We start from the raw sequence: 23,777 nt of genomic DNA on the forward strand, positions 1-23,777 counted from the left end.
GCGAGCAAGCTCGCTCCCACATTGGATCTGTGGCGTTCACAAACCCTGTGGGAGCGAGCTTGCTCGCGAAAGCGTCCGAATAAACACCCAGGATTCCAACGGTTGTTCCCCGGAGAACCGCAATGACCGACACCCCGCTGTCCCCCGCCGAATTCGAAGCGGCCCTGCGCGCCAAAGGCGCCTACTACCACATCCACCACCCCTACCACGTGGCGATGTACCAAGGCCGCGCCACCCGCGAACAGATTCAGGGCTGGGTCGCCAACCGCTTCTACTATCAGGTGAACATCCCCCTGAAGGACGCGGCGATCCTCGCCAACTGCCCCGATAGGGAAATCCGCCGCGAGTGGATTCAACGTCTGCTCGACCATGACGGCGCCCCAGGCGAAGACGGCGGCATCGAAGCCTGGCTGCGACTCGGTCAAGCGGTCGGCCTCGACCCGGATCAATTGCGCTCCCAGGAACTGGTACTGCCCGGCGTACGTTTCGCCGTCGATGCCTACGTCAACTTCGCCCGCAGGGCCAGTTGGCAGGAAGCCGCCAGCAGCTCGCTGACTGAACTGTTCGCGCCGCAGATCCATCAGTCGCGCCTCGACAGCTGGCCACAGCATTACCCGTGGATCGATCCGGCCGGTTACGAATACTTCCGCACCCGCCTCGGTCAGGCCCGGCGTGATGTCGAGCACGGTCTGGCGATCACGCTCGAGCACTACAAGACCCGCGAAGGCCAGGAACGCATGCTGGAAATTCTCCAGTTCAAACTCGACATTCTTTGGAGCATGCTCGATGCCATGAGCATGGCCTACGAACTGAACCGCCCGCCGTATCACAGCGTCACCGAACAACGCGTCTGGCATAAAGGAATCACCTTATGAGTTTCGACCGCAGCAAAGTCCCGACCTGGCGTCCCGGCTACCGCTTCCAGTACGAGCCGGCGCAGAAAGGTCACGTGCTGCTCTACCCCGAAGGCATGATCAAACTCAACGACAGCGCCGCGCTGATCGGCGGCTTGATCGACGGCGAACGCGACGTTGCGGCGATTATTGCCAAACTCGATGAGCAGTTCCCCGGCGTGCCCGAGCTCGGTGACGACATCGAGCAATTCATGGAGGTTGCCCGTGCGCAGCACTGGATCGAACTTGCCTGATCTGCCGCCCAAGCCTGAAGTCGGCCTGCCGCTGTGGCTGCTCGCCGAGCTGACCTACCGCTGCCCGCTGCAATGCCCGTACTGCTCCAATCCGCTGGATTTCGCCGAGCAGGGCAAAGAGCTGAGCACCGAACAGTGGATCAAAGTGTTCCGCGAAGCGCGGGAGATGGGCGCGGCGCAACTGGGCTTTTCCGGCGGCGAGCCGCTGGTGCGTCAGGATCTCGCCGAGCTGATTCATGAGGCGCGGCAGTTGGGTTTCTACACCAACCTGATCACCTCCGGCATCGGCCTGACCGAGCAGAAAATCAGCGACTTCAAAAAGGCTGGCCTGGATCACATCCAGATCAGTTTCCAGGCCAGCGATGAGCAAGTGAACAACCTGCTGGCCGGCTCGAAAAAGGCTTTCGCGCAGAAGCTGGAAATGGCTCGGGCGGTGAAGGCCCACGGCTATCCGATGGTGCTGAACTTCGTCACCCATCGGCACAACATCGACAAGATCGACCGCATCATCGAGCTGTGCATTGCACTTGAGGCCGACTTTGTCGAACTCGCCACCTGCCAGTTTTACGGTTGGGCGCAGCTCAATCGTGTCGGCCTGTTGCCGACCAAAGAGCAACTGGTCCGTGCCGAGCGCATCACCAACGAATACCGCGCGAAACTGGAAGCCGAAGGGCATCCGTGCAAGTTGATTTTCGTCACCCCGGATTACTACGAAGAACGCCCGAAAGCCTGCATGAACGGCTGGGGCAGTATTTTTCTGACAGTCACACCGGACGGCACCGCCCTGCCTTGTCATGGCGCCCGACAGCTGCCGGTGCAATTTCCCAATGTGCGCGATCACAGCATGCAGCACATCTGGTACGACTCGTTCGGCTTCAACCGCTTCCGTGGTTACGACTGGATGCCCGAGCCGTGCCGCTCGTGCGACGAGAAAGAAAAAGACTTCGGCGGCTGCCGCTGTCAGGCGTTCATGCTCACCGGTGATGCGAGCAATGCCGACCCGGTGTGCAGCAAGTCCGAACATCACGGCGTGATTCTCAAGGCCCGCGAAGAAGCCGAGACTGCCACTCAAACCATCGAACAACTGGCCTTCCGCAATGAACGAAACTCGCGCCTCATCGCCAAAGGCTGAGCCTTTCAGCGCCTCGCAAGCCGTCGCTGCCGGGATGGACTTTGCCGAACTGCAGCTCGGTGCCAACGGGCTGTTCTGGAATGAATATCGTCCTGAGGATGCCGCCTGCCGGATCTGGCATTGGCGCGATGGATTGGCGAAATGTCTGACGCCGAATGGTTTTAGCGTGCGCAGTCGGGTGTACGAATATGGCGGCGGTGCGTTTTGTCTGACACCCGATGGGGTGGTTTTCGTTGCTGAGGCGGATCAGCAGTTGTATCGCCAGACGCTGGGTGGTGAGCCAGAGGCGCTGACGTCGGGCGAATGCCGTTACGGCGATGTGCATTTTGCCTACGGCCAGGTTCTGGCAGTTGAAGAACAGCTGGATCAGCATCGGCTGGTGGCGATTGATCTGGCTGATGGCCGTCGACATTTGTTGGCTGAGGGCGCGGATTTTTATGCGGCACCAATCATCAGTGTGGATGGCCAGCGTTTGGCCTGGATCGAGTGGAGTCGGCCGCATCAGCCGTGGACGTCGACCCGGTTGATGGTGGCTGAGCGTTCGACCAATAGCGCTTTTGGTTCGCCGCGATGCGTTGCCGGCGCCGAGTTTGAAGAGTCCATCCAACAACCACGATTCGATGCCGACAATCGCCTTTATTGCCTGACCGATCGTGGTGGATTCTGGCAGCCGTGGGCTGAGACTTCCGACGGTTTGGAGCCATTGCCTGCTGCGCAAGCCGATCACGCGCCGGCACCGTGGCAACTGGGCGGCTGCACTTGGCTGCCTGTTGAGAATGCGTTTTTGGCGAGCTGGAGCGAAGGTGGTTTTGGTCGCCTGACGCTCGGTGACGAAGATTTCACTGGTGACTACAGCCGCTTCCGTCATCTCGCTGTGGATGAGCGATTTATCTACTGCATCGCCGCCTCACCGATCAGTCCTTCGGCGGTCATCGCCGTTGATCGAACCACGCGAGAAGTGAACGTGCTGGTGGGTGGCGTAGCGCCCTTGCCTGCTGAGCGCATCAGTCGTCCGCAAACACTGCGCTACCCAAGTGGTTCGGGCCAAGCACATGGTTTCTTTTATCCGGCCATGAGCGGCGAGACAAACCCGCCGCTGATGGTGCTCATCCACGGCGGCCCGACATCGGCCTGCTACCCGATGCTTGATCCGCGCATTCAATACTGGACGCAACGCGGCTTCGCCGTGGCCGATCTCAACTATCGCGGCAGCAGTGGTTATGGCCGCGAATATCGGCAGGCCTTGCATCTGAGCTGGGGTGAGGTGGATGTCGAGGATGCTTGTGCGGTGGTGAGTCATCTCGCCGGCCAGGGTTTGATCGACGGTGATCGCGCATTCATTCGTGGCGGCAGCGCAGGTGGCTACACCACGTTATGTGCGCTGGCGTTCAAGCAAGTCTTCCGCGCTGGAGCGAGTTTGTACGGCGTCAGCGATCCGGTTGCATTGGCTCGAGCTACGCACAAATTTGAAGGTGATTATCTGGACTGGCTGATCGGCGATCCCGAGCAAGACGCCGAACGCTACGCCGCCCGCACGCCGTTGTTGCACGCAAACAATATCCGCGTACCGGTGATTTTCTTTCAGGGTGAGCTGGATGCCGTGGTCGTGCCACAACAGACCCGCGACATGGTCACGGCGCTGGAGCAGAACGACATCCCCGTCGAAGCGCATTACTACCCCGACGAACGCCACGGCTTCCGCCGCGCGGCCAATCAGGCGCATGCGCTGGAGCAGGAGTGGAAGTTCTATCGGCGGGTGATGGGATTGGCGGACTGAGCACCGCGCCCCGTTCAAAACCGAATTGCCCCATTCGCGAGCAGGCTCGCTCCCACATTGGATCTGTGTTGTTCACAAATCCCCTGTGGGAGCGAGCCTGCTCGCGAAAGCTATCTATCAGGCGCAGCAGTACTCAACGCTTGGCGATGATGTACACCGCATGCACGATCCCTGGAATATACCCGCACAACGTCAGCAGAATGTTCAACCAGAACGCCCCGCCAAACCCGACCTGCAGAAACACACCCAGTGGCGGCAACAGAATGGCGATGATGATGCGAATGAAGTCCATGGGTCAGCTCCTGAATGGGGGTTGGCTCACATGAGCCATACAAGCTAATCGACCTGCGCCGTTCGTCAGGGTTCAGTGCAACTGCCATTTGATCGCCATCACCTCACAAAAAAACGCCCCACGCCAAAAGAATCAGGCGTGGGGCGTGCGTTATACCGCGAGACGGTTCTGGAAATCGGGTAGGAAAGTTCAGCTCAGACGGCAATCCCCTTGCGGCATTGCAGTTGTGCGGTTCGCACTCGCGAGAAGGCGCGGCCCAGGCGCAGGAGCATTTCGTCGATGTTGGTTTTGCTGACGGTAAGGGCCGGGGTGAAGCGCAAACAGTTGGCTTGCGGGGCGTTGAGCAGCAGGCCTTCGTGCAGGGCTGCATGGACCACAGCATCGGCGGAATCGTCCGACAGGGTCAGACCATAGAACAGGCCTTGGCCGCGCAATTCGCCGTGGTCGTAGCGGTGCGCCAATCGGGCCAGGCCTTCGCGCAGATGCTGGCCATTATCGTTGACCTGCTGCAGGAAGCTGCGGTCGTACACGCTGTCGAGCACCACGAGACCAGCCGCTGTCATCAGCGCATTGCCGTGATGCGTGCCGCCCAGTTCACCCGCGTCGAAACAACACGCCTTGCCTCGCGCCAGCAGCGCCGCCAAGGGCACACCGCCGCCAAGGCCTTTGCCGAGCACGACGATATCGGCGCGTACGCCATAGGACTGTTCGGCAAGCAAGGTGCCGCAGCGACCGATGCCGGTTTGTACTTCGTCGAGGATCAGCAGAATGCCCAGCTCTCGGCACAGACGTTCAACACCTTTTAGATAATGCCCGGTCGCCGGCACCACCCCCGCATCGCTCTGGATCGGTTCAAGCATGATCGCCACGGTTTGCGCATCGACCGCCGCGTGCAGGGCCGGCAAGTCGTTGAACGGCACCAGATCGAAACCCGGCAGCAACGGCGCGAAACGGTTGTGCAGGTTGCAGCTGTCGGAGGCAGAAATCGTCGCCAGACTGCGGCCATGGCAACCCTGCTTCGCGACAATGATTCGCGAGGCGCCGCCACGACGCAGTTGGCCCCACTTGCGCGCGAGTTTGATCGCCGCTTCACAGGCTTCGCTGCCGCTGTTGAGTAGATAGGCCTGATCGCTACCGGTGCTGGCGCACAGACGTTCGGCGAGGCTGAGCATGCCGCGATTGTGCAGATTGAAGCCGGGATTGATCAGTGCCTGCGCCTGACTGCTGATGGCTTTGACCAATGCCGAAGGACTGTGACCAAGACTATTCGCGCCACCGGCCTGGGAAAAGTCGAGGTACGCACGATCGTTGCTGTCCCACAACCAGGAACCCTGACCACGAACGAACACCTGTTGCGGCCGTTCGACGCTGGGCATCAGGCGTTCGGTGCTCAGATTTTCGTTGATATCAGAAGGATCAACCTCAAAGGCGAGGTCATCAAGACTCGGCGTCTGGCGCCGCAAACTGAACAGATTCATTGAAAAACACCGCGTTTAAGGTGTTTTGAACTGCCTATGCAAACACTGTCGAAGCGAACGCTATTCATCGCGCTTTCTGGCCCTGTAAGCCTTGTGAATGCGGTTAGACTAGGCTCACTGAGGCCTGCAGGCCATTTCGATTTACCAGCATTTTCGATAAGCATTACTTATGGATTTTAAACAACTGCGTTATTTCGTCGCGGTCTACGAAGAAGGCCATGTCGGTCGCGCCGCCGAACGCCTGTCGATCTCGCAACCGGCACTGTCGCAGCAGATCCGCCAGCTCGAACAGAACCTCGACGTTACCCTGTTCGAGCGCAGCAGCAAGCGTCTGCTGCCAACCCTCGCCGCGCACACGTTGTACAACCACGCCTTGCCGCTGCTCGACGGATTGCAGCGGGCGCGTGAGGCATTGGGCAACTTCAAGGGCCAGGCCTTGCGCACGCTGGCAATCGGCGTGCTGCAAACGGTTCACACCAGTCTCGTTCCGCAAATGCTTGAGCGGGTGCGCAAGGCACAGCCACATCTGGTGGTGCAGATCTATGAATTGACCGGACTTGAGATCGAGCGGCGGCTGCTCAACGGCTCTTTGGACATCGGCATCAGTTACCTGCCGCCGCGCCAACCCGGCCTGCACGGCGTGATGCTCTACGAAGATGAGCTGACGCTGGTCATCCCGGCGGATCATCCGCTGCGTGAATTCAAGAAAGTTTCGATGCGCCAGGCGGCTGAACTGCCGATGTTGCTGCTGGGCGAAGAGTTTCAAATCCGCCAGATCTGGCAGGCGCAACTGACCAACCTCGGACGACGCCCGCAGGTGCAGGCCGAACTGAACAATATGGTGGGGATACTCGACAGTCTGCCGCACACCAAACTGGCGACGGTGCTGCCGGGGCGTTCGCAAAAGGAGTACGACGATCAGGATCTGCTCTGGAAACCGCTGAGCGAACCGCGCGTGCCGCTGAAAGTTGGGTTGGTCTGTCGCGATGTGCAGCGCCAGCAGGCACCTTTGGCGCTATTGCAGACATTGCTGGAGAAAGTGATGGAGCGTGAAGTGCGGCCAGAGAGAGATCCTCTGGTCTGAGCACTTTTCTTCAGGCAAAAGAAAACCCCGCCGAAGCGGGGCTTTGCAGACTGTTTCCCTGACATCCATTTCACTCCGCCACCCTGGCAGAATCCTACGTGTCCGTGTTGTTGCTTTGCGCTTCCTGCGCGACGTCCATGAAATGTAGATTAGCCGTGGATCCAATCTACGCATATGGGAGAACAGCAGCACGTCATGTAAGAGAATGCTTACATGACGTCATCGCATCAGAATTGCGCCGCATCCAGCAGGAACAGCGACTCGCTACCGGCCTTCACCGACGCACTCAACGAGTGGATACGCGGCAGCAAACGGGCGAAGTAGAAGCGCGCGGTGCCCAGTTTGCTGGCATAGAAATCGTCTTGCGCTTCTTTGCCCAGCGAAGCTTTGGCCATCAATGCCCACATGTAGGCGTACGCTGTGTATCCGAATGCTTGCAAATATTCGACCGAAGCCGCGCCGATTTCGTTCGGATTGGTTTTCGCCCGGTCCAGCAGCCACGAGGTCAGCTCGTCGAGAGTGTCGACGGCATCGTTCAGCGGCTTGGTGAATTCACCCAGATCGGCGCTGGCCGTCGCGGTGAAATGGCGGATCTCGTCAGCGAACAGCTTGTAGAAAGCGCCACCGCTGCCGACGATCTTGCGCCCGACCAGGTCCAGCGCCTGAATGCCGTTGGTGCCTTCATAGATCTGGGTGATGCGCACGTCACGTACCAGTTGCTCCTGACCCCACTCGCGGATGTAGCCGTGGCCGCCGAAAATCTGCTGGCCGTGCACGGTGGTTTCCAGACCCAGGTCGGTGAGGAATGCCTTGGCCACCGGCGTCAGCAACGCGACCAGATCTTCCGCACGTTTGCGGGTGGTGGCGTCTTCGCTGAACTTGGCGGTGTCGAGCTGCATCGCTACGTAGGTGGAGAACGCACGGCCGCCCTCGTTCGAGGCTTTCATGGTCAGCAACATGCGCCGCACGTCCGGATGGACGATGATCGGGTCAGCGACTTTTTCTTTGTTCTGCGCGCCAGTCGGCGAACGGCTTTGCAGACGGTCGCGGGCGTATTCGACGGCGTTCTGATAGGAGCGCTCGCCGGTGGCCAGACCTTGGATGCCCACGCCCAAACGCTCGTAGTTCATCATGGTGAACATCGCGGCCAGACCTTTATTCGGCTCACCGACCAGATAGCCCACGGCTTCATCGAAGTTCATCACACAGGTCGCGGACGCCTGGATGCCCATTTTGTGTTCGATCGAACCGCAGTTCGCCGGGTTGCGCGCGCCCAGGCTGCCGTCGGCGTTGACCATGAACTTCGGCACCAGGAACAGCGAGATGCCCTTAGGACCGGCCGGGGCGTCCGGCAGCTTGGCCAGCACCAGGTGAATGATGTTTTCGGTGAGGTCGTGTTCGCCACCGGTGATGAAGATCTTGGTGCCGCTGACTTTGTACGAACCCTCGGCCTGAGGCTCGGCCTTGGTGCGAATAATCCCCAGGTCGGTGCCGGCGTGCGGCTCGGTCAGGCACATCGAGCCGGCCCAGACGCCAGCGTACATGTTCGGCAGGTACGCGGCTTTCAGCTCTTCGCTGGCGTGAGCGTTGATCGACAGGCAGGCGCCGGCGGTCAGCATCGGGTACAGACCGAACGACAGGCTGGCGGAGTTGACCATTTCTTCGACTTGCGCCGACACGGCTTTGGGCATGCCCATGCCGCCGTATTGCGGATCGCCACCGACGCCAACCCAGCCGCCTTCAGCGTACGTCTGATAAGCCTGTGGGAAACCGGCCGGCGTGGTGACGGCACCGTCCTTCCAGTGGCAGCCTTCTTCGTCGGCAGCGCGGCTCAGAGGTGCGATGCTTTTGCTGGTGACTTTGCCGGCCTCTTCGAGAATGGCTTCAACGGTTTCGGCGTCGACAGTCTCGGCCAGGGCCGGCAGTTCGGCCCAGAGCTTGGCGACCTCGAACACTTCATTGAGGACGAAGCGCATATCGCGCAGCGGCGCTTTGTAGTCAGCCATGGCAAACCTCGCAAGATCTAAACAGGTGATTCGTGGAATGATGTTTTCGTTGAGCCCGAGTGTACCTCAACAACTTTTTCGACACATAGGGTCAACCCGTGACCGTTTTGTTATTTTTAGTCATCACAAAAAAGATCGCAGCCTGCGGCAGCTCCTACAGATAAAACTCGGTCCCATGTAGGAGCTGCCGCAGGCTGCGATCTTTTGATCTTCCTTAAAGCGCAAACATTTCAGCCGGCAACTTCATCAAGCAATCACTGCCCGCCTCGATCGCCGCACGATGCGCCGCCGTACGCGGCAACAAGCGCTTGAAGTAAAACTCGCAGGTCGCCAATTTCCCGCGCAGGTAATCCCCCTCGCCCTCGCCCGCCTCCAGTTGCGCCTGCGCCACCAGGCCCATGCGCAACCACAGATAGCCAAGGATGATGTAACCGCTGTACATCAGGTAGTCCACCGACGCCGCGCCCACTTCATCCGGGTTCTTCATCGCCGCCATCCCGACCTTCACGGTCAGGTCGCCCCACTGCTGGTTCAGCTGATTGAGCTGCGCAACGAAACTGCCCAGCTGCGGGTGCTCAGCGTTGGCTGAGCAGAACTTATGGACGATTTTGGTGAAACCGCGCAGCAACTTGCCCTGACTGCCCAGCACCTTGCGTCCGAGCAGGTCCAGCGCCTGAATGCCGTTGGTGCCTTCATAGATCGGTGCAATCCGGCAATCGCGCACCAGTTGCTCCATGCCCCATTCGCGAATGAAACCGTGGCCGCCGAACACCTGCATGCCGTGGTTGGTCACCTCCAGGCCAGTGTCGGTCATGAAGGCCTTGCAGATCGGCGTGAGAAACGCCAACAAATCCTCGGCCTCCTGCCGTGCTTCGGCATCACCGCTCAGATGCGCGACATCGAGCAACTGCGCGGTGAAGTAGGTCAGCGCCCGATTGCCTTCGTTAAAGGCTTTCATGGTCAGCAGCATGCGCCGCACGTCCGGGTGGACAATGATCGGGTCGGCAGGTTTATCCGGGGCTTTGGCGCCGGTCAGCGCGCGCATCTGCAAGCGGTCGTTAGCGTATTTGACCGCGCCCTGGAAGCTTGCTTCGCCCAGACACAAACCCTGCATACCGGTGCCTAGCCGCGCGTGATTCATCATGGTGAACATGCAGTTCAGGCCCTTGTTCGGCTCACCGATCAGATAGCCCTTGGCGCTATCGAAGTTCAGCACACAAGTGGCTGAAGCCTTGATGCCCATCTTGTGTTCGATCGAACCACAGGAAACACCGTTGCGCTCGCCCGCTTCACCCGCCGTATCCGGCAAGAACTTCGGCACGATAAACAGCGAAATCCCTTTGGTTCCGGCTGGAGCGTCGGGCAATTTGGCCAACACCAGATGGATGATGTTGTCGCTCATGTCGTGCTCGCCGGCAGAGATGAAAATCTTGCTGCCGGTGACCGCGTAACTGCCGTCAGCCTGGGGCACAGCGCGGGTCTTGATGATCCCCAGGTCGGTGCCGCAGTGGGCTTCGGTCAGGCACATGGTGCCGGTCCATTGCCCGGCGGTGAGTTTGCTCAGGTAGGTGTCTTTCTGCTCGGCGCTGCCATGGGCATGGATCGCCGACATCGCGCCGTGGGTCAGGCCCGGGTACATGCCCCAGGAAGTGTTGCTGGAGCCGACCATCTCGCTGATCACCAGCCCAAGCGAACTCGGCAAACCCTGGCCGCCGTAAGCCGGATCCGCCGCCAGACCGTGCCAGCCGCCTTCCACGTATTGTGCGAAGGCTTGCTTGAAGCCTGCAGGCGTTGTCACCACGCCGTTGTCGAAATGGCAGCCCTCTTCATCACCGCTGCGATTGAGCGGCGCCAGAACGTTCTCACAGAACTTCGCGCCCTCTTCGAGGATCGCGTTGATCATGTCCGGGCTGGCGTCGTGCGCGCCAAGGGCAGCGTAATTGCTGTGGAAGTCGAAGACGTGATCGATCAGAAAGCGCATGTCGCGCAGGGGGGCTTTGTACTCAGGCATGGTGGCTTCTCCGTCAGCAGATTTCTCCAACCTACTGCTGGCCACCACACCCCACAATCACTGTGCAGACGCTGAATGCGCCGTCATCACTCAACCTGCGGCCGTGTCCATGCGCACCGCGCCACGGCGGTTTTGTCCGTATGCCATCACGCAGTTACGCCCCGCGCCTTTTGCGGCATAGAGCGCCTCGTCGGCGGACTTCAGCACTTGTTCCGGGTTGCGCTGCTCCACTCGTTCGGCAACGCCGATGCTGACCGTGACCGAAACGCTGGAAGCACCAGAGCCGGCGCGGCGCTGACGACCTTGCTGATCATCCTGCGGGCGGTTTTCCTGATTGCGCAGTTGAATGTTGTAGGACGCAATCGACTCGCGGATCACCTCAAGGTGCGGCATGCACTCCTCAAGGGTTTTGCCTGCAAACACCAGGGCGAATTCCTCACCGCCATAGCGATACGCCCTACCGCCACCGCTGATTTTCGACAGCTTGCTGGCGACCAGACGCAAAACCTGGTCACCAACATCGTGGCCGTGGGTGTCGTTGAATTTCTTGAAGTGATCGACGTCGCTCATCGCCAATACGTAGTTGCGACCGAGGCGTTGCATGCGTTCGTTGAGCGCGCGGCGGCCCGGCAGACCGGTGAGTTCGTCGCGGAAGGCCATCTGATAAGCCTCGTGCGCAACCGCGGCGGCGATCATCAACATCACCTGACTGCACATGATGTTCAGGGTAAACGGCAGGATGAACGTTTTCGGCAGCATCCAGAACACGCCGAGCAGGCCAACCAATTGCGCCGCATGCAGCGGACGTGGATTGCGCCAGTATTGCCAGGCCAATAGCAGGAACGCCGAGATGAACACTGGATACGAGAGCTGGATCAAACTCATCCACGCGCCGTGCAGCGCCGGCCAGCGAATTTCCGAGAGCCACATCAGCAATGCCTGGGGATAACTTTGCTCAAGCCCCAATGCCACGCTGCCAAAGGCCAGTAACACGGCGAAACGCGCGACCATGTCCTGGAATAGGTGTGTACGTTCCTGCCATGCGGCGAACAAGCCGAACAACAACGGCAACAGCAGGCAGACGAGGTGGAAGACCACCGCAGCGTCTTCGCGGACCTTGCCGTTGTCGCGGTAATAGTCGGTCTGGGTGTCGAGCAGAAAGTAGGCGATGTACACCGTGAGCATCAGAAACAGCTCGCGCTGACGACGATAAACCGCGCAATACGCGCCGCCCAGCAACAGCACCAACGTCGGCAACACATTGAACAGCGACGTGAAGAACACGCTGAGGTCTTTGACGTACGCAGCCGCCAACCCCGCTAGTAACAACAGCAGTGATGGCAGGAAATGACTGAAACGTACAGCGGAAGAACGCGGCAAGGGTAAAGCTCCGACCCGTCATAGCAAATAGATGGCATTGTGCCTGCAATGCGTGCAGTTAAGCACACACAATGTGATCCAGATCACACGCAGTCTCTTTAACGGCAGAAAACCTGACTATCTGAGCGATTTGCCAAGTTTTTTGCCCGATTTGCCGTGCTGGCCACCATCACTGATGGCCAGGCTTGAAAATATCCCTCACAGATCGTTGTAGAACGGCAACAACGGCCCCTCCGCCGAACTCCGGCCCTCGGCCCCGTATGGCTTGAGCGAGAACAAAGCGTCGGTCGCTTGCCGGGTGGTGACTTTCGGACTGGCCGGCCGCTGGGTCACGGCGTTTTCATCGCCGATCTCGCCCTGCGGAAGAACCAGCGACGGATGATCGAACGGTGCGCGCTCCCAAGCTACGCGCGGATCGGTGAGGCCGACTTCCATGAATTTCACCAGTGCGTCGATCTCATCCGGCGTCAGGTTGAGATTGGTCATGTCCGGATCGAGATTTGAGGTGTTGTGCTGATTTGCCGAAGGATGCTCGAAACCGCTGGTGTTGTTGGCGTCTTCGCCACGACGGTCGCCGCCACGGTTGTAGAACTCCATCACCTGTTTAAGCGTGGCGCGGCTGCCGTTGTGGAAGTACGGCCCGGTCAGCGCGATGTTGCGCAAGGTCGGCGTCTTGAAGGCGCCGTCGACCGAATCACGGAAGTTGACGTTGGGCTTGAGCGTGGCGTCGCACGGAATCGCTGCGCTCAGCGGCGCCTCGAAGGTGCAGACATCGACGTCCAGCGGATCGGGGATGCTGCCGCCTTGCAACAGCTTGTTGTACTGGCGGCTGAACGACCATGGGTTACCCCAGGCATCCGAGCCACCGAGCGCGAGGTCTTCTGAGGTCGGACGCACACCGGTGTTGTAGAAGCCGTTGTCGTAAAGGGTGATCAGGTTATCGGCCATGACCATGCGTTCGATGCGTTCACGCGGGTGCATCAGCAGGCGGCTGGCCGCGTTGGTCAGCTCCGCGCCGCCGTGGCAATTGACGCATTTGCCCTTGCCGAGGAACAGATTCATGCCCTGAACCTGCTGCGCGTTCATCGCGGCTGAATCGCCTTGCAGATAGGCATCAATCGGCGCCTGGTCAGAGATCAGGGTGGATTCGTACATCTGAATCGCCAACCCGAAGAACAGCGGGAAGTTGGCTTCCATCTGTGTATACGGTGCACCGCCCACCAGCACATTTTGCGTGGCGTTCCACAGGCGTGGCTGGAAGGCATTTTTGATCAATTCGCGATAAGTCGGACGCCGCGCGCCGGATACCGAAGCGAGCACGGAGTCGTTGGAAGAAATCCGCTGTTGCTTGAGCATCAACTGATCAAGCATGCGCCGGCCGATGTCGGCGAAAGTGCGGCCACCGCAGGACATTTCCACCCCGCTCCCGGGCGGACCTACTGCTTGCGACGCCGCAGAAGCATCGTTAAGCGCCAGCCGGACTTTGCTTGCCACGGTGCTGCGCTCGCTGGTCACGTAAATCGCCGCATCAGGGTCGCGATTGCCGAACGGCGAGAAGCCGTTAAACACGTTATTCGCCCGTCCGTCCCAAAAGTTGCGCACATTGAACGCTGCGTTGATCACCGACGGCGCGTTGCGCCCGGTGCTGCGGCGCACGTTGATGCCGCCGACCTGGAAGATGCCGTCAGGCTGCTGGGTGCATTTGTCGAAACGTGGCTGGTTGGGTTTGACGAAATTGGCGTCGAACACGCCTTGGGAGCCGATCACGTCGTCCGTCGAGTAAACAATCGGCGAGTTGCGCTCCAGTGGATTACTCAGCACATGGGTCGGAAAGTCGTTTTTCTTCAGTGTGTAGTTCGGCCCGCCCTTGCCGCCGGACAGCGTCGCGTAGGACGCCACATCGCCGGGAATATCCGACGCTACAAAGGGTTTGTTGAAGATCGAAGCGACGTTGGCATTGGTGTGCGCCTGGCCGGGGTTGAGCTGGTTGGTGATGCGGTGATCGACGCCGGCGTGGTAATGGCAGGACGCACACGCCGTGGCGCCGTCGCTGCCGACTTCCATGTCCCAGAACAGCGCTTTGCCCAGCAGGATTGCGGCGGACCGGTTGAGCACGTAGTCGGTCATCAGGTCGACTTTACGGCCACCCTCGGTTCCTGAGGGATCGGGCGGAACCATGCCTCGCAGTGATTGCAGGCTCGGCACTTGCGGCACCGGCGGATCCACTTCCACAGGATCAGCCGCCATGGCGCCGCAGGCACTTAGCGTGAGGGTTAACCCGACAAGTCGACAGATGTTCATATGCTTCACCCTGACGTTGTTGTTATGAGTTCGCCGGGCGAGAGGCGTCGTGAAACAGGACAGGATTTCTCGTGAGCGCCGGTTAATCTGCGCAGTGCAATTAATTGGCCACCCTTCCGAGAAACATTTTGAATCAATAAACGCTCGGGCTGCGCGCTGTCAGCTCACCGTTTCTGCTGGGGAAACGTCCCCAGTGTTGGGGGTAAATCCAGCGCAAAAAAAACCGCTGCCCCCGAAAGAGCAGCGGTTTTTCAAAAGACCGCGTTAAGGCTTAGTAGCCCAGTGCGAAGTCTTCTTCTTTCATGTCCATCAGGTTGTTGGCGCCCGACAGCATGGTGGCCACGTGAGTACGGGTGCGTGGCAGGATGCGCTGGAAGTAGAAGCGCGCGGTTTGCAGCTTGGCGGTGTAGAACGCCGCGTCACCACTGCCTTCTGCCAGCTTCTCGGCTGCTACACGCGCCATGTCGGCCCAGAAGTAAGCCAGGCAGGCATAACCGGAGTACATCAGGTAATCCACGGAGGCCGCGCCGACTTCTTCGCGATCTTTCATGGCAGCCATACCGACCTTCATGGTCAGCTCGCCCCATTCCTTGTTGATCGCGGCCAGCGGTGCGACGAACTCTGCAACGGCTTCGTTGCCTTCGTTGTTCTGGCAGAACTTGTGGACGATCTTGGTGAAGCCTTTCAGGGCCTCGCCTTGCGTCATCAGCACTTTACGGCCCAGCAGATCGAGTGCCTGGATACCGGTGGTGCCTTCGTACAGCATCGAAATGCGGCTGTCGCGAACGTTCTGCTCCATGCCCCACTCGGCGATGAAGCCGTGGCCGCCGTAGATCTGTACGCCGTGGTTGGCGGATTCAAAACCGACTTCGGTCATGAACGCCTTGGCGATCGGGGTCATGAAGGCCAGCAATGCGTCGGCTTTCTTTTTCTCTTCTTCATCGACGCCGTATTTGACGATGTCGACCTGTTTGGCGGTGAAGTACACCATCGCACGGTTGCCTTCGGCGAAAGCCTTCATGGTCAACAGCATGCGGCGTACGTCAGGGTGCACGATGATCGGGTCAGCGGCTTTGTCCGGCGCTTTCGGGCCAGTCAGGGAGCGCATTTGCAGACGGTCGCGAGCGTATTTCAGACCGCCCTGGAAACCGATTTCGGCGTGGGCCAGACCTTGCAGCGCGGTACCCAGACGTGCGGTGTTCATAAAGGTGAACATGCAGTTCAGGCCTTTGTTCGCCGGGCCGATCAGGTAACCGGTGGCGCCGTCGAAGTTCATCACGCAAGTGGCATTGCCGTGGATGCCCATCTTGTGTTCCAGCGAGCCGCAACTCACTGCGTTGCGTGCACCGACGGTGCCATCAGCATTGGGCATGAACTTTGGAACGATGAACAGCGAGATGCCTTTGGTGCCGGCCGGTGCATCCGGCAGGCGGGCCAGTACGATGTGGACGATGTTATCGGCCATGTCGTGTTCACCGGCCGAGATGAAGATCTTGGTGCCGGAAACCTTATAGGAACCATCGGCCTGAGGTTCGGCCTTGGTGCGCAGCATGCCCAGGTCGGTGCCGCAGTGCGGTTCGGTCAGGCACATGGTGCCGGTCCATTCGCCGGAAACCAGTTTGGTCAGATAGGCTTCTTGCTGCTCAGGGGTGCCGTGCTCGGAGATGGTGTTCATCGCACCGTGCGACAGGCCTGGGTACATGCCCCACGACCAGTTGGCTTCGCCAACCATCTCGCTCACTGCCAGACCCAGCGACTCCGGCAAGCCTTGGCCGCCGTGCTCAACGTCGTGCGCCAGGCTTGGCCAGCCGCCTTCGACGAATTGCTTGTAAGCCTCTTTGAAGCCGGTCGGGGTTTTCACGCCGGACTCGCTCCAGGTGCAACCTTCGAGGTCGCCCACGCGGTTCAGCGGTGCCAGTACCTGCTCACAAAACTTGGCGCCTTCTTCGAGAATGGCGTCAACCATGTCTGGAGTTGCGTCTGCGCAAGCCGGAAGGCTCTGATAGTGCGCTTCGTAGCCGAGCAGTTCGTCACGAACGAAGCGAATATCACGCAAGGGGGCCTTGTAGTCAGGCATAGCGATAAACCTCTGCTGATGTAACCGGGAATGAACGACCGTGTTGATTTGTTGTGACGGTCAAACAGTTGTTTGAAACATACGTTTACGCCGAAATCTTGTCAAGCGTCGATCTTTTGCCGTTCGTCATCGCATCTTTCAAACGCCGGACACAGCAAACCGCCATGCGCTCGATCAAGTCACGGGTGCTGAAAAAAGATTAGTTGAGGGAGAAGGACTTACAACGAAAAACGCCGCGACAAAGCGCGGCGTTCAGGGGGCAGATGGCGAAAAATCAGGCAAAGGTGTCGATGATCGTACCGAGCATTTCGTCGGAAGCTTTGGCAACTTTTACGCCCAGCTCCACTTGAAACTTGCCTTGGGCCATTTGCACCATGTCGCTGCCCAGGTCCATTTGCTGGCTGCGATCAACGCCACGCAGACGATCGACCTGCGCTTCCGAAGACTGGCTGGTGACCGAACGCTCAATGGTGTTGTTGGCAATCTGGCTGGCGGCCTGATCAACGCGGTTCTGCCCGCTCTGAATCGAGCTCAGACCTGCATAAAAAGCTGTGTTACCGGAGATTTCCATAACAGTTCTCATCCTTGGGAAGGATCAATGACGCCATTGAACCAGAGGCGCCAGAAAAACACCCGTCAAAAACACTAATGGCACAGTGCCTGCCCATAGAGAAAAGCTTAGTCGAGCAGATCCAGTTGCAAATGATCCGCTACCGCTTCGGCACTCAAGCTCTTGAGTTTCGGCACGCGCCCAAGGCATGGCGCCGGAATTCGCTCGGCCAATGTGGCGAGGTTCTCCTCAAGCCGCGAAGTCTTCGGATCGATGATATTCGCCACCCACCCGGCCAGTTGCAGGCCATCACGGGCAATCGCCTCGGCCGTCAGCAAGGCATGACTGATGCACCCCAGCCGCACACCCACCACCAGAATCACCGGCAGCTTCAACGCAATCGCCAGATCCGACAGATTGTCCTGATCCGCCAACGGCACCCGCCAGCCACCCGCGCCCTCGATCAAGGTGAAATCGGCGTTCATCGCCAGAATCTCGCGCATCGGCGCCAGCAACGATTGCACGGTCAACGCTACTCCGGCCTCACGCGCTGCCAGGTGTGGAGCGATCGCAGGCTCGAACGCCACGGGATTGACCTGTTGATAAGTCAGCGGCAGCGAACATTCGGCCAACAGCGCCAACGCATCGGAATTGCGCAGCCCCTTCGGCGTCACTTCGCACCCTGAGGCCACCGGTTTGCCCGCCGCGGTACTCAAGCCTGCTGATCGCGCCGCATGCAGCAACCCGGCAGCCACGGTGGTCTTGCCGACGTCAGTGTCCGTTCCGGTGATGAAATAGGCTGCGCTCATACGGGTTTCTCCAACACGGCGTAGACCACCTGATAAGTCGCCGGCAATCCCGACGCTTCACGGAATTGCTCGTAAGCTTCCACCAGCCCGAGAATCCGCGCCCGTCCGGTCAAACCACCGGGCCGTCCGGGATTCAGATTGTGCGCACCCAAGGCCTTCAATTCATGGGTCAGGCTGCGCACATCGGGGTAATGCAGCACGTGAGGCTGATTATCCAGGCTCAACGTACGCAAGCCACTGGCCGTACACAGTTGCTCATAACGGGTGAACTCGCGGAAGCGGTTGACGTGCACCATCCCGTCGACCTGCCGCCAACTGTCGCGCAACTCGAACAGCGTCCCTACACAAAGACTAGCAAACGCAAAAATCCCACCCGGTTTCAGTACGCGAAAGGCTTCGCTGAGCACCGCATCGAAGTCCGCGCACCATTGCACCGCCAGGCTAGAAAAGATCAAGTCGCAAGTCGAGTCCTGCAACGGCAGACGCTCCGCATCGCCAGCAATGAAGTAATCAGCGCCGCCCAACGGCCGCGCGTGATCGAGCATGCCCTCGGCAATGTCCAGCGCCAGACCATGGCCCTCGGCAAAATGCGCGGCCAGTGCCCGGGTGAAATAACCGGTGCCACAGCCCAGATCCAGCCAGCGCGACGGTGAAAAATCCGCCGGCAAGCGTTGAAGCAATTGTGTACCAACATCACGTTGCAACTCGGCGACGCTGTCGTAACTGGCCGCAGCGCGGGAAAAAGAGGCCGCGACCTGACGTTTGTCAGGCAAGCCGCCGGGCAGCACAAGAGACAAATCAGTCATCACCGCACTCATGTAGAAAAGCCTGGATAGCGCCCGCCAGTCCGTGGGGGTCTTCCAGAAGAAAGGCATGGCTGGCCTGTTCGATCAGACCGATTTCGATATCCGGCAACAGGACGAACAACGCCCCCGCCACTTCCGCCGGGACCAGGCCGTCCTGTCCGGCGAACAGATGAAATTGCGGGCCGCGAAATGCTTGCAGTGCTTCGCGGGTGTCCAGTTGCGCGAGCAATTCCAGGCCCGCCATCAACGCCGACGGCGCCGTGTGCGGTGCGCCGCCGAGCATCAACCGCGACAAGCCGCGCGCATCTTGTGCACCTTGAGCACAGAGCAGCGAAAAACGTTTGAGGGTCAGCCGGGGATCGGCTTGGCAACCGGCGAGAAACGCATCGAAAGTCTCGCCGGGCATCGCGGTTGGCCACTGTTCATGGGCAACGAAGGAAGGGTTGCTCGCCAGAGTCAGTAAACCGCAGCAGCGCTCGCCACGGCGTGCCGCCAGTTCGGACGCGAGCATGCCGCCCAGCGACCAGCCACCGAGCCAGACGTCTTGTGGAATGCGTTCATCGAGTTCATCGAGCCAGTCTTGCAGGTCACTGGAATCCAGCTCCGGCAGCGGCTCGATTTCCACTTTCAGATGCTCGTCGAGCCCTTGCAAAGCGGCGGCCAGAGGCTCCATCGGCGACACACCGAGGCCCCAGCCGGGCAGCAGAATCAGGCGATCACGCATGGCTTGGCTCCGACGACAGTTGGGCAAAGCAATCGGCCAGTCCGTCTAACAATAGCTGCACCTGCGCCTCGCTGTGGGCGGCGGTCAGGGTCACGCGCAAGCGCGCGCTGCCGGCGGGCACGGTCGGTGGGCGGATGGCGGTGACCATCAGCCCACGCTCGCGCAACATCAGCGAAAGACGTACCGCGCGCCCGGCATCGCCAATCATGATCGGCTGGATCGGCGTGAAGCTGTCCATCAGCTCCAGACCGATCTGCTCGGCGCCCTGGCGGAACTGGCGGATCAAGGTCTGCAGATGATCCCGGCGCCAGTGTTCAGTGCGCAGCAACTCCAGACTTTTCAGGGTCGCGCAGGCCAGCGCCGGCGGTTGGCTAGTGGTGTAGATGTAGGGACGGGCGAACTGGATCAGGCTTTCGATCAACTCTTCATTGCCAGCGACAAATGCCCCTGCCGTGCCGAACGCTTTACCGAGGGTGCCAACCAGTACCGGCACATCTTCCTGGCTCAAACCGAAATGCTCGACGATGCCGCCGCCGCTCGCACCGAGCGGCCCGAACCCATGAGCGTCATCGACCATCAGCCACGCGCCTTTGGCCTTGGCTTCACGAGCCAATGCCGGCAGGTCAGCGAGGTCGCCGTCCATGCTGAACACACCGTCAGTGACCACCAGCGTATTGCCGCTGGCTTTCTCAAGGCGCTTGGCCAGGCTCACCGCGTCGTTGTGCAGATAACGATTGAAACGCGCGCCGGACAACAGACCCGCGTCCAGCAGCGAAGCGTGATTGAGGCGATCTTCCAGCACCGTATCGCCCTGCCCGACCAGCGCCGTGACCGCGCCGATATTAGCCATGTAGCCGGTGGTAAAGAGCAATGCACGCGGTCGACCGGTGAGATCGGCCAGCGCTTCTTCCAGAGCGTGGTGCGGGCCGCTGTGGCCAATCACCAGATGCGAGGCACCGCCACCGACGCCCCAGCGTTCAGCACCGGCGCGCCAGGCTTCGATCACTTGCGGATGATTGGCCAAGCCCAGGTAATCGTTGTTGCAGAACGCGAGCAATGGTTTGCCGTCGACCACCACTTCAGGCCCCTGCGGGGACTCAAGCAGCGGTCGCTGGCGATAGAGATTTTCGGCACGACGGGCAGCAAGGCGTGCGGCGAGATCGAAAGACATGCAGGCCTCGACTTTCAAGTGACACAGATCCCTTGTGGGAGCGAGCCTGCTCGCGAATAGGCCTTCACATCCAACATCAATGTCGACTGAGGCACCGCTTTCGCGAGCAAGCTCGCTCCCACAGGGGTTTTGCATTCCTTCAGAGGAATCCGCGCAGCTTTTTACACTGCGGCGTTGTAGAACTGCTCACTGCTCTTCTGCTCCACCAGCGCCTGCTCGATCGCGGCCTGATGCACCTCATCGGAATGCTCTTCACGGGCTTCCGGTTGAATACCCAAACGCGCAAACAACTGCATGTCCTTGTCCGCCTGCGGGTTGGCGGTGGTCAGCAGTTTGTCGCCGTAGAAAATCGAGTTGGCGCCGGCGAAGAAGGCCAGGGCCTGCATCTGCTCGTTCATCGCTTCGCGGCCGGCGGACAGGCGTACGTGGGATTGCGGCATGAGGATGCGAGCCACGGCGAGCATGCGGATGAAGTCGAACGGGTCGACGTCTTCAGCATTTTCCAGCGGCGTGCCGGCAACTTTCACCAACATGTTGATCGGCACCGATTCCGGATGCTCCGGCAGGTTGGCCAACTGGATCAGCAGATTGGCGCGGTCATCCAGCGACTCGCCCATGCCGAGAATGCCGCCGGAGCAGATCTTCATCCCCGATTCACGCACATAGGCCAGCGTTTGCAGACGTTCGCTGTAAGTACGGGTGGTGATGATGCTGCCGTAGAACTCCGGCGACGTGTCGAGGTTGTGGTTGTAGTAATCGAGCCCGGCCTTGGCCAGTGCTTCGGTCTGATCCTGGTCGAGACGGCCAAGAGTCATGCAGGTTTCCAGGCCCATGGCCTTCACGCCTTCGACCATTTTCAGCACGTACGGCATGTCTTTGGCCGACGGATGTTTCCACGCCGCGCCCATGCAGAAACGTGTCGAACCGATGGCCTTGGCGCGTGCTGCCTCTTCGAGGACCTTCTGCACTTCCATCAGCTTTTCTTTTTCCAGGCCGGTGTTGTAGTGACCGGACTGCGGGCAGTACTTGCAGTCTTCCGGGCAGGCGCCGGTCTTGATCGACAGCAGTGTCGACACCTGAACGCGGTTGGCGTTGAAATGTGCGCGGTGCACCGTTTGCGCCTGGAACAGCAAGTCGTTGAATGGCTGTACGAAGAGTGCTTTGACTTCGGCCAGAGACCAGTCGTGACGCAGGGTGGCGGTGGTGCTCGCGCTCATGGGTAGTTCCTTGGTTATGCTTGGCTGGCGGCTGCGGGAACGGAATACCCACAGGCGCGACACGGATGTTCGGCATATTTAAGGAAGAGTCATGCGCTGTCAACCACGATACGAAGGACAGGTTTACATCTGTTTAAATAATGTACAGACCTGCTTACTTTGCGATGAGCCGGCAGAAGCAGAAATGCCAATCTGCGTGGCCTGCGAAACGGATTTGCCCTGGCTCGGCGACCACTGCCAGACCTGCGCCCTGCCACTCTCTGCCGCCGACCTGACCTGTGGCGAGTGCCTGCTAGAGCCGCCGGCGTTCGAACAGGTGGTGGTGCCGTGGCGCTATGGCTTCCCGGTCGACAGTTTGATTACGCGTTTTAAACACAACGCAAAATGGCCGTTTGGTCACCTGCTCGCCGACGTTCTCGGGCAATACCTGCAACATCGCTTCGATGAGGGGTTGCCGAGGCCTGATGTGTTGTTGCCGGTGCCGCTGGCGAACAAACGCCTGCGTCAACGCGGGTTCAACCAGGCTGCGATGCTGGCGCGGTGGTTGAGTCAGTCACTGGATCTGCCGTGCGAAGAACGGGTTCTGCGGCGAATCAAGGATACCGATGCCCAGCAGGATCTCGACGCCAAGGCGCGTAAAGGTAATCTGCGCAATGCTTTCAGCCTCATGCCGGATGCGCAGATAAAAGACCGACATCTCGCGCTGGTTGACGACGTATTGACCACTGGCGCGACCGCACAGGCTCTCGCACGGTTGCTGATGAACGCAGGCGCTGCGCGGGTTGATGTCTATTGCCTGGCCCGCACGCCAAAACCCGGAAACTGAAGCCAACGCAATGTTCATGTGGGAGCGAGCTTGCTCGCGAAGGGGCCAGCACATTCAAAATCAATGTTGACTGACAAGCCGCTTTCGCGAGCAAGCTCGCTCCCACAGGGTTCTGCGTCAAGCTTGACTCTCGCGTTGCGAGCGGCCAACTTCCTCCTCCACCGCCACAGCAAAAAAGCACCCATTCATGTCCATGCCTTCCCTGCTCTCCCAGCACATCGTCCGCCGTCCGCAGCGCATCGCCCTGCTGCAACATATCGCCGAACAGGGCTCGATCACCCGCGCGGCGAAAAGTGCTGGCCTGAGCTACAAAGCGGCATGGGACGCCATCGATGAGCTGAACAACCTCGCGCAGAAACCGCTGGTCGAGCGCGCCGTCGGCGGCAAGGGTGGCGGCGGTGCGAAACTCTCCAGCGAAGGCGAGCGCGTTTTGCGCCTGTACCAAAAACTGCAGGCCTTGCAGGCCCAGGTGCTGGAGGCAGCGGAAGACGCCAGTGATCTGGATCTGCTCGGTCGTTTGATGCTCAGAACCAGCGCACGCAATCAGTTGCACGGCAAGGTCGTGGCGATCGAAGCGCAGGGCCGCAATGACCTGATCCGTCTCGAACTGGCCGAAGGCCTGTGCCTCGACGCGCAGATCACCCATGACAGCACCGTGCACCTGGAGCTGCAAGCCGGCACCGAAGTGGTCGCCCTGATCAAGGCCGGCTGGCTGGAATTGCTCAGCAATGAGCAGCCTGCAACGTTTGGTCACAATCTTCTCAACGGCACCATCGAAGCGATCCTCGACGCCGAGGATGGCCCGAGCGAAGTGCGCATTGCCCTGCCCAACGGCCATATCCTCTGTGCCCTAGCGGAACCGTTGGACCTGCGCACTCGCGGGTTGGGCATCGCACAACCAGTGCAGGTGCAGTTTTCGCCGTCCAACGTGCTGCTCGGCACGCCGCTGTAATCAGGCGCTGCAACGAAAGCGTCATCGACGCTCATTA

20 protein-coding genes are annotated in these 23,777 nt (G+C 59.9%); 7 read left to right on the forward strand and 13 right to left on the reverse strand.

The window, feature by feature from the left end:
* Positions 1-122: 122 nt before the first annotated feature.
* The 4 genes from pqqC to AB4N74_RS21215 are packed head-to-tail and all read left to right on the forward strand — an operon-like array spanning position 123 to position 4,056.
* Positions 123-875 carry a pyrroloquinoline-quinone synthase PqqC gene (gene pqqC / locus AB4N74_RS21200; RefSeq protein ID WP_093429953.1) on the forward strand — a complete coding sequence of 251 codons (753 nt, stop codon included), beginning with the start codon at positions 123-125 and terminating at the stop codon, positions 873-875.
* On the forward strand, positions 872-1,147 hold the full coding sequence (gene pqqD, locus AB4N74_RS21205) for a pyrroloquinoline quinone biosynthesis peptide chaperone PqqD (protein ID WP_007910068.1): 276 nt from the start codon (positions 872-874) through the stop codon (positions 1,145-1,147). The genes pqqC and pqqD overlap by 4 nt, the downstream gene beginning before the upstream one ends.
* Positions 1,140-2,279, forward strand: a complete 1,140-nt coding sequence (pqqE, locus tag AB4N74_RS21210; RefSeq protein ID WP_016983158.1) for a pyrroloquinoline quinone biosynthesis protein PqqE — start codon at positions 1,140-1,142, stop codon at positions 2,277-2,279. The genes pqqD and pqqE overlap by 8 nt, the downstream gene beginning before the upstream one ends.
* Positions 2,245-4,056, forward strand: a complete 1,812-nt coding sequence (locus AB4N74_RS21215) for a S9 family peptidase (protein WP_460097141.1) — start codon at positions 2,245-2,247, stop codon at positions 4,054-4,056. The genes pqqE and AB4N74_RS21215 overlap by 35 nt, the downstream gene beginning before the upstream one ends.
* A 133-nt stretch (positions 4,057-4,189) precedes the next feature.
* Here AB4N74_RS21215 and AB4N74_RS21220 read toward each other — a convergent pair whose 3' ends face one another.
* Together AB4N74_RS21220 and AB4N74_RS21225 are read right to left on the reverse strand one after the other, a co-directional pair.
* Positions 4,190-4,348, reverse strand: a complete 159-nt coding sequence (locus tag AB4N74_RS21220) for a YqaE/Pmp3 family membrane protein (RefSeq protein ID WP_003228885.1) — start codon at positions 4,346-4,348, stop codon at positions 4,190-4,192.
* A gap of 194 nt (positions 4,349-4,542) precedes the next feature.
* Positions 4,543-5,826, reverse strand: coding sequence for an aspartate aminotransferase family protein (locus AB4N74_RS21225; RefSeq protein WP_257356409.1), 1,284 nt, complete (start codon positions 5,824-5,826; stop codon positions 4,543-4,545).
* 169 nt (positions 5,827-5,995) lie between these two features.
* Here AB4N74_RS21225 and AB4N74_RS21230 point away from each other — a divergent pair, with 169 nt between their 5' ends.
* Positions 5,996-6,910 carry a LysR family transcriptional regulator gene (locus tag AB4N74_RS21230; protein ID WP_460097143.1) on the forward strand — a complete coding sequence of 305 codons (915 nt, stop codon included), beginning with the start codon at positions 5,996-5,998 and terminating at the stop codon, positions 6,908-6,910.
* A 227-nt stretch (positions 6,911-7,137) separates the two neighbouring features.
* On the opposite strand, the gene AB4N74_RS21235 is transcribed toward AB4N74_RS21230, so the two are convergent.
* From AB4N74_RS21235 to bioB, 11 genes are all read right to left on the reverse strand, one after another.
* Positions 7,138-8,916 (reverse strand): acyl-CoA dehydrogenase C-terminal domain-containing protein, encoded by a 1,779-nt coding sequence (locus tag AB4N74_RS21235; protein ID WP_460097145.1) that lies wholly within the window; start codon positions 8,914-8,916, stop codon positions 7,138-7,140.
* 214 nt (positions 8,917-9,130) lie between these two features.
* Complete coding sequence (locus tag AB4N74_RS21240) at positions 9,131-10,927, reverse strand: acyl-CoA dehydrogenase C-terminal domain-containing protein (RefSeq protein WP_460097147.1); 1,797 nt, start codon at positions 10,925-10,927, stop codon at positions 9,131-9,133.
* A gap of 90 nt (positions 10,928-11,017) precedes the next feature.
* Positions 11,018-12,307: a GGDEF domain-containing protein gene (locus AB4N74_RS21245; RefSeq protein ID WP_093429947.1), complete on the reverse strand. Its 1,290-nt coding sequence runs from the start codon at positions 12,305-12,307 to the stop codon at positions 11,018-11,020.
* A gap of 198 nt (positions 12,308-12,505) precedes the next feature.
* Positions 12,506-14,608 carry a cytochrome c peroxidase gene (locus AB4N74_RS21250; protein WP_116254374.1) on the reverse strand — a complete coding sequence of 701 codons (2,103 nt, stop codon included), beginning with the start codon at positions 14,606-14,608 and terminating at the stop codon, positions 12,506-12,508.
* A 271-nt stretch (positions 14,609-14,879) separates the two neighbouring features.
* Positions 14,880-16,685, reverse strand: a complete 1,806-nt coding sequence (locus tag AB4N74_RS21255) for a phenylacyl-CoA dehydrogenase (RefSeq protein ID WP_175555483.1) — start codon at positions 16,683-16,685, stop codon at positions 14,880-14,882.
* Between the two features lie 274 nt (positions 16,686-16,959).
* Positions 16,960-17,256, reverse strand: a complete 297-nt coding sequence (locus AB4N74_RS21260) for a pyrroloquinoline quinone biosynthesis protein PqqE (RefSeq protein ID WP_093429944.1) — start codon at positions 17,254-17,256, stop codon at positions 16,960-16,962.
* 107 nt (positions 17,257-17,363) lie between these two features.
* Entirely contained in the window at positions 17,364-18,044 is a 681-nt protein-coding gene (gene bioD, locus AB4N74_RS21265) for a dethiobiotin synthase (RefSeq protein WP_095050294.1), read from the reverse strand.
* Positions 18,041-18,850, reverse strand: a complete 810-nt coding sequence (bioC, locus tag AB4N74_RS21270) for a malonyl-ACP O-methyltransferase BioC (protein ID WP_099757347.1) — start codon at positions 18,848-18,850, stop codon at positions 18,041-18,043. Before bioC ends, bioD begins: the two co-directional genes overlap by 4 nt.
* The gene (locus AB4N74_RS21275) at positions 18,843-19,574 is read right to left on the reverse strand and encodes an alpha/beta fold hydrolase (RefSeq protein ID WP_460097151.1); all 732 of its coding nucleotides are present in this window, start codon (positions 19,572-19,574) and stop codon (positions 18,843-18,845) included. Before AB4N74_RS21275 ends, bioC begins: the two co-directional genes overlap by 8 nt.
* Complete coding sequence (gene bioF, locus AB4N74_RS21280) at positions 19,567-20,745, reverse strand: 8-amino-7-oxononanoate synthase (protein WP_093429979.1); 1,179 nt, start codon at positions 20,743-20,745, stop codon at positions 19,567-19,569. The genes AB4N74_RS21275 and bioF overlap by 8 nt, the downstream gene beginning before the upstream one ends.
* 161 nt (positions 20,746-20,906) lie before the next feature.
* The gene (gene bioB / locus AB4N74_RS21285) at positions 20,907-21,962 is read right to left on the reverse strand and encodes a biotin synthase BioB (RefSeq protein ID WP_007910031.1); all 1,056 of its coding nucleotides are present in this window, start codon (positions 21,960-21,962) and stop codon (positions 20,907-20,909) included.
* 91 nt (positions 21,963-22,053) lie between these two features.
* On the opposite strand from bioB, the gene AB4N74_RS21290 reads away from it, so the two are divergent.
* Together AB4N74_RS21290 and AB4N74_RS21295 are read left to right on the forward strand one after the other, a co-directional pair.
* Positions 22,054-22,788 (forward strand): double zinc ribbon domain-containing protein, encoded by a 735-nt coding sequence (locus tag AB4N74_RS21290; protein WP_460097153.1) that lies wholly within the window; start codon positions 22,054-22,056, stop codon positions 22,786-22,788.
* Positions 22,789-22,975: 187 nt separating this feature from the next.
* Positions 22,976-23,740, forward strand: coding sequence for a TOBE domain-containing protein (locus AB4N74_RS21295; protein ID WP_099757351.1), 765 nt, complete (start codon positions 22,976-22,978; stop codon positions 23,738-23,740).
* Positions 23,741-23,777 lie beyond the last annotated feature (37 nt).

This window comes from Pseudomonas sp. H3_C08, from assembly GCF_054669455.1.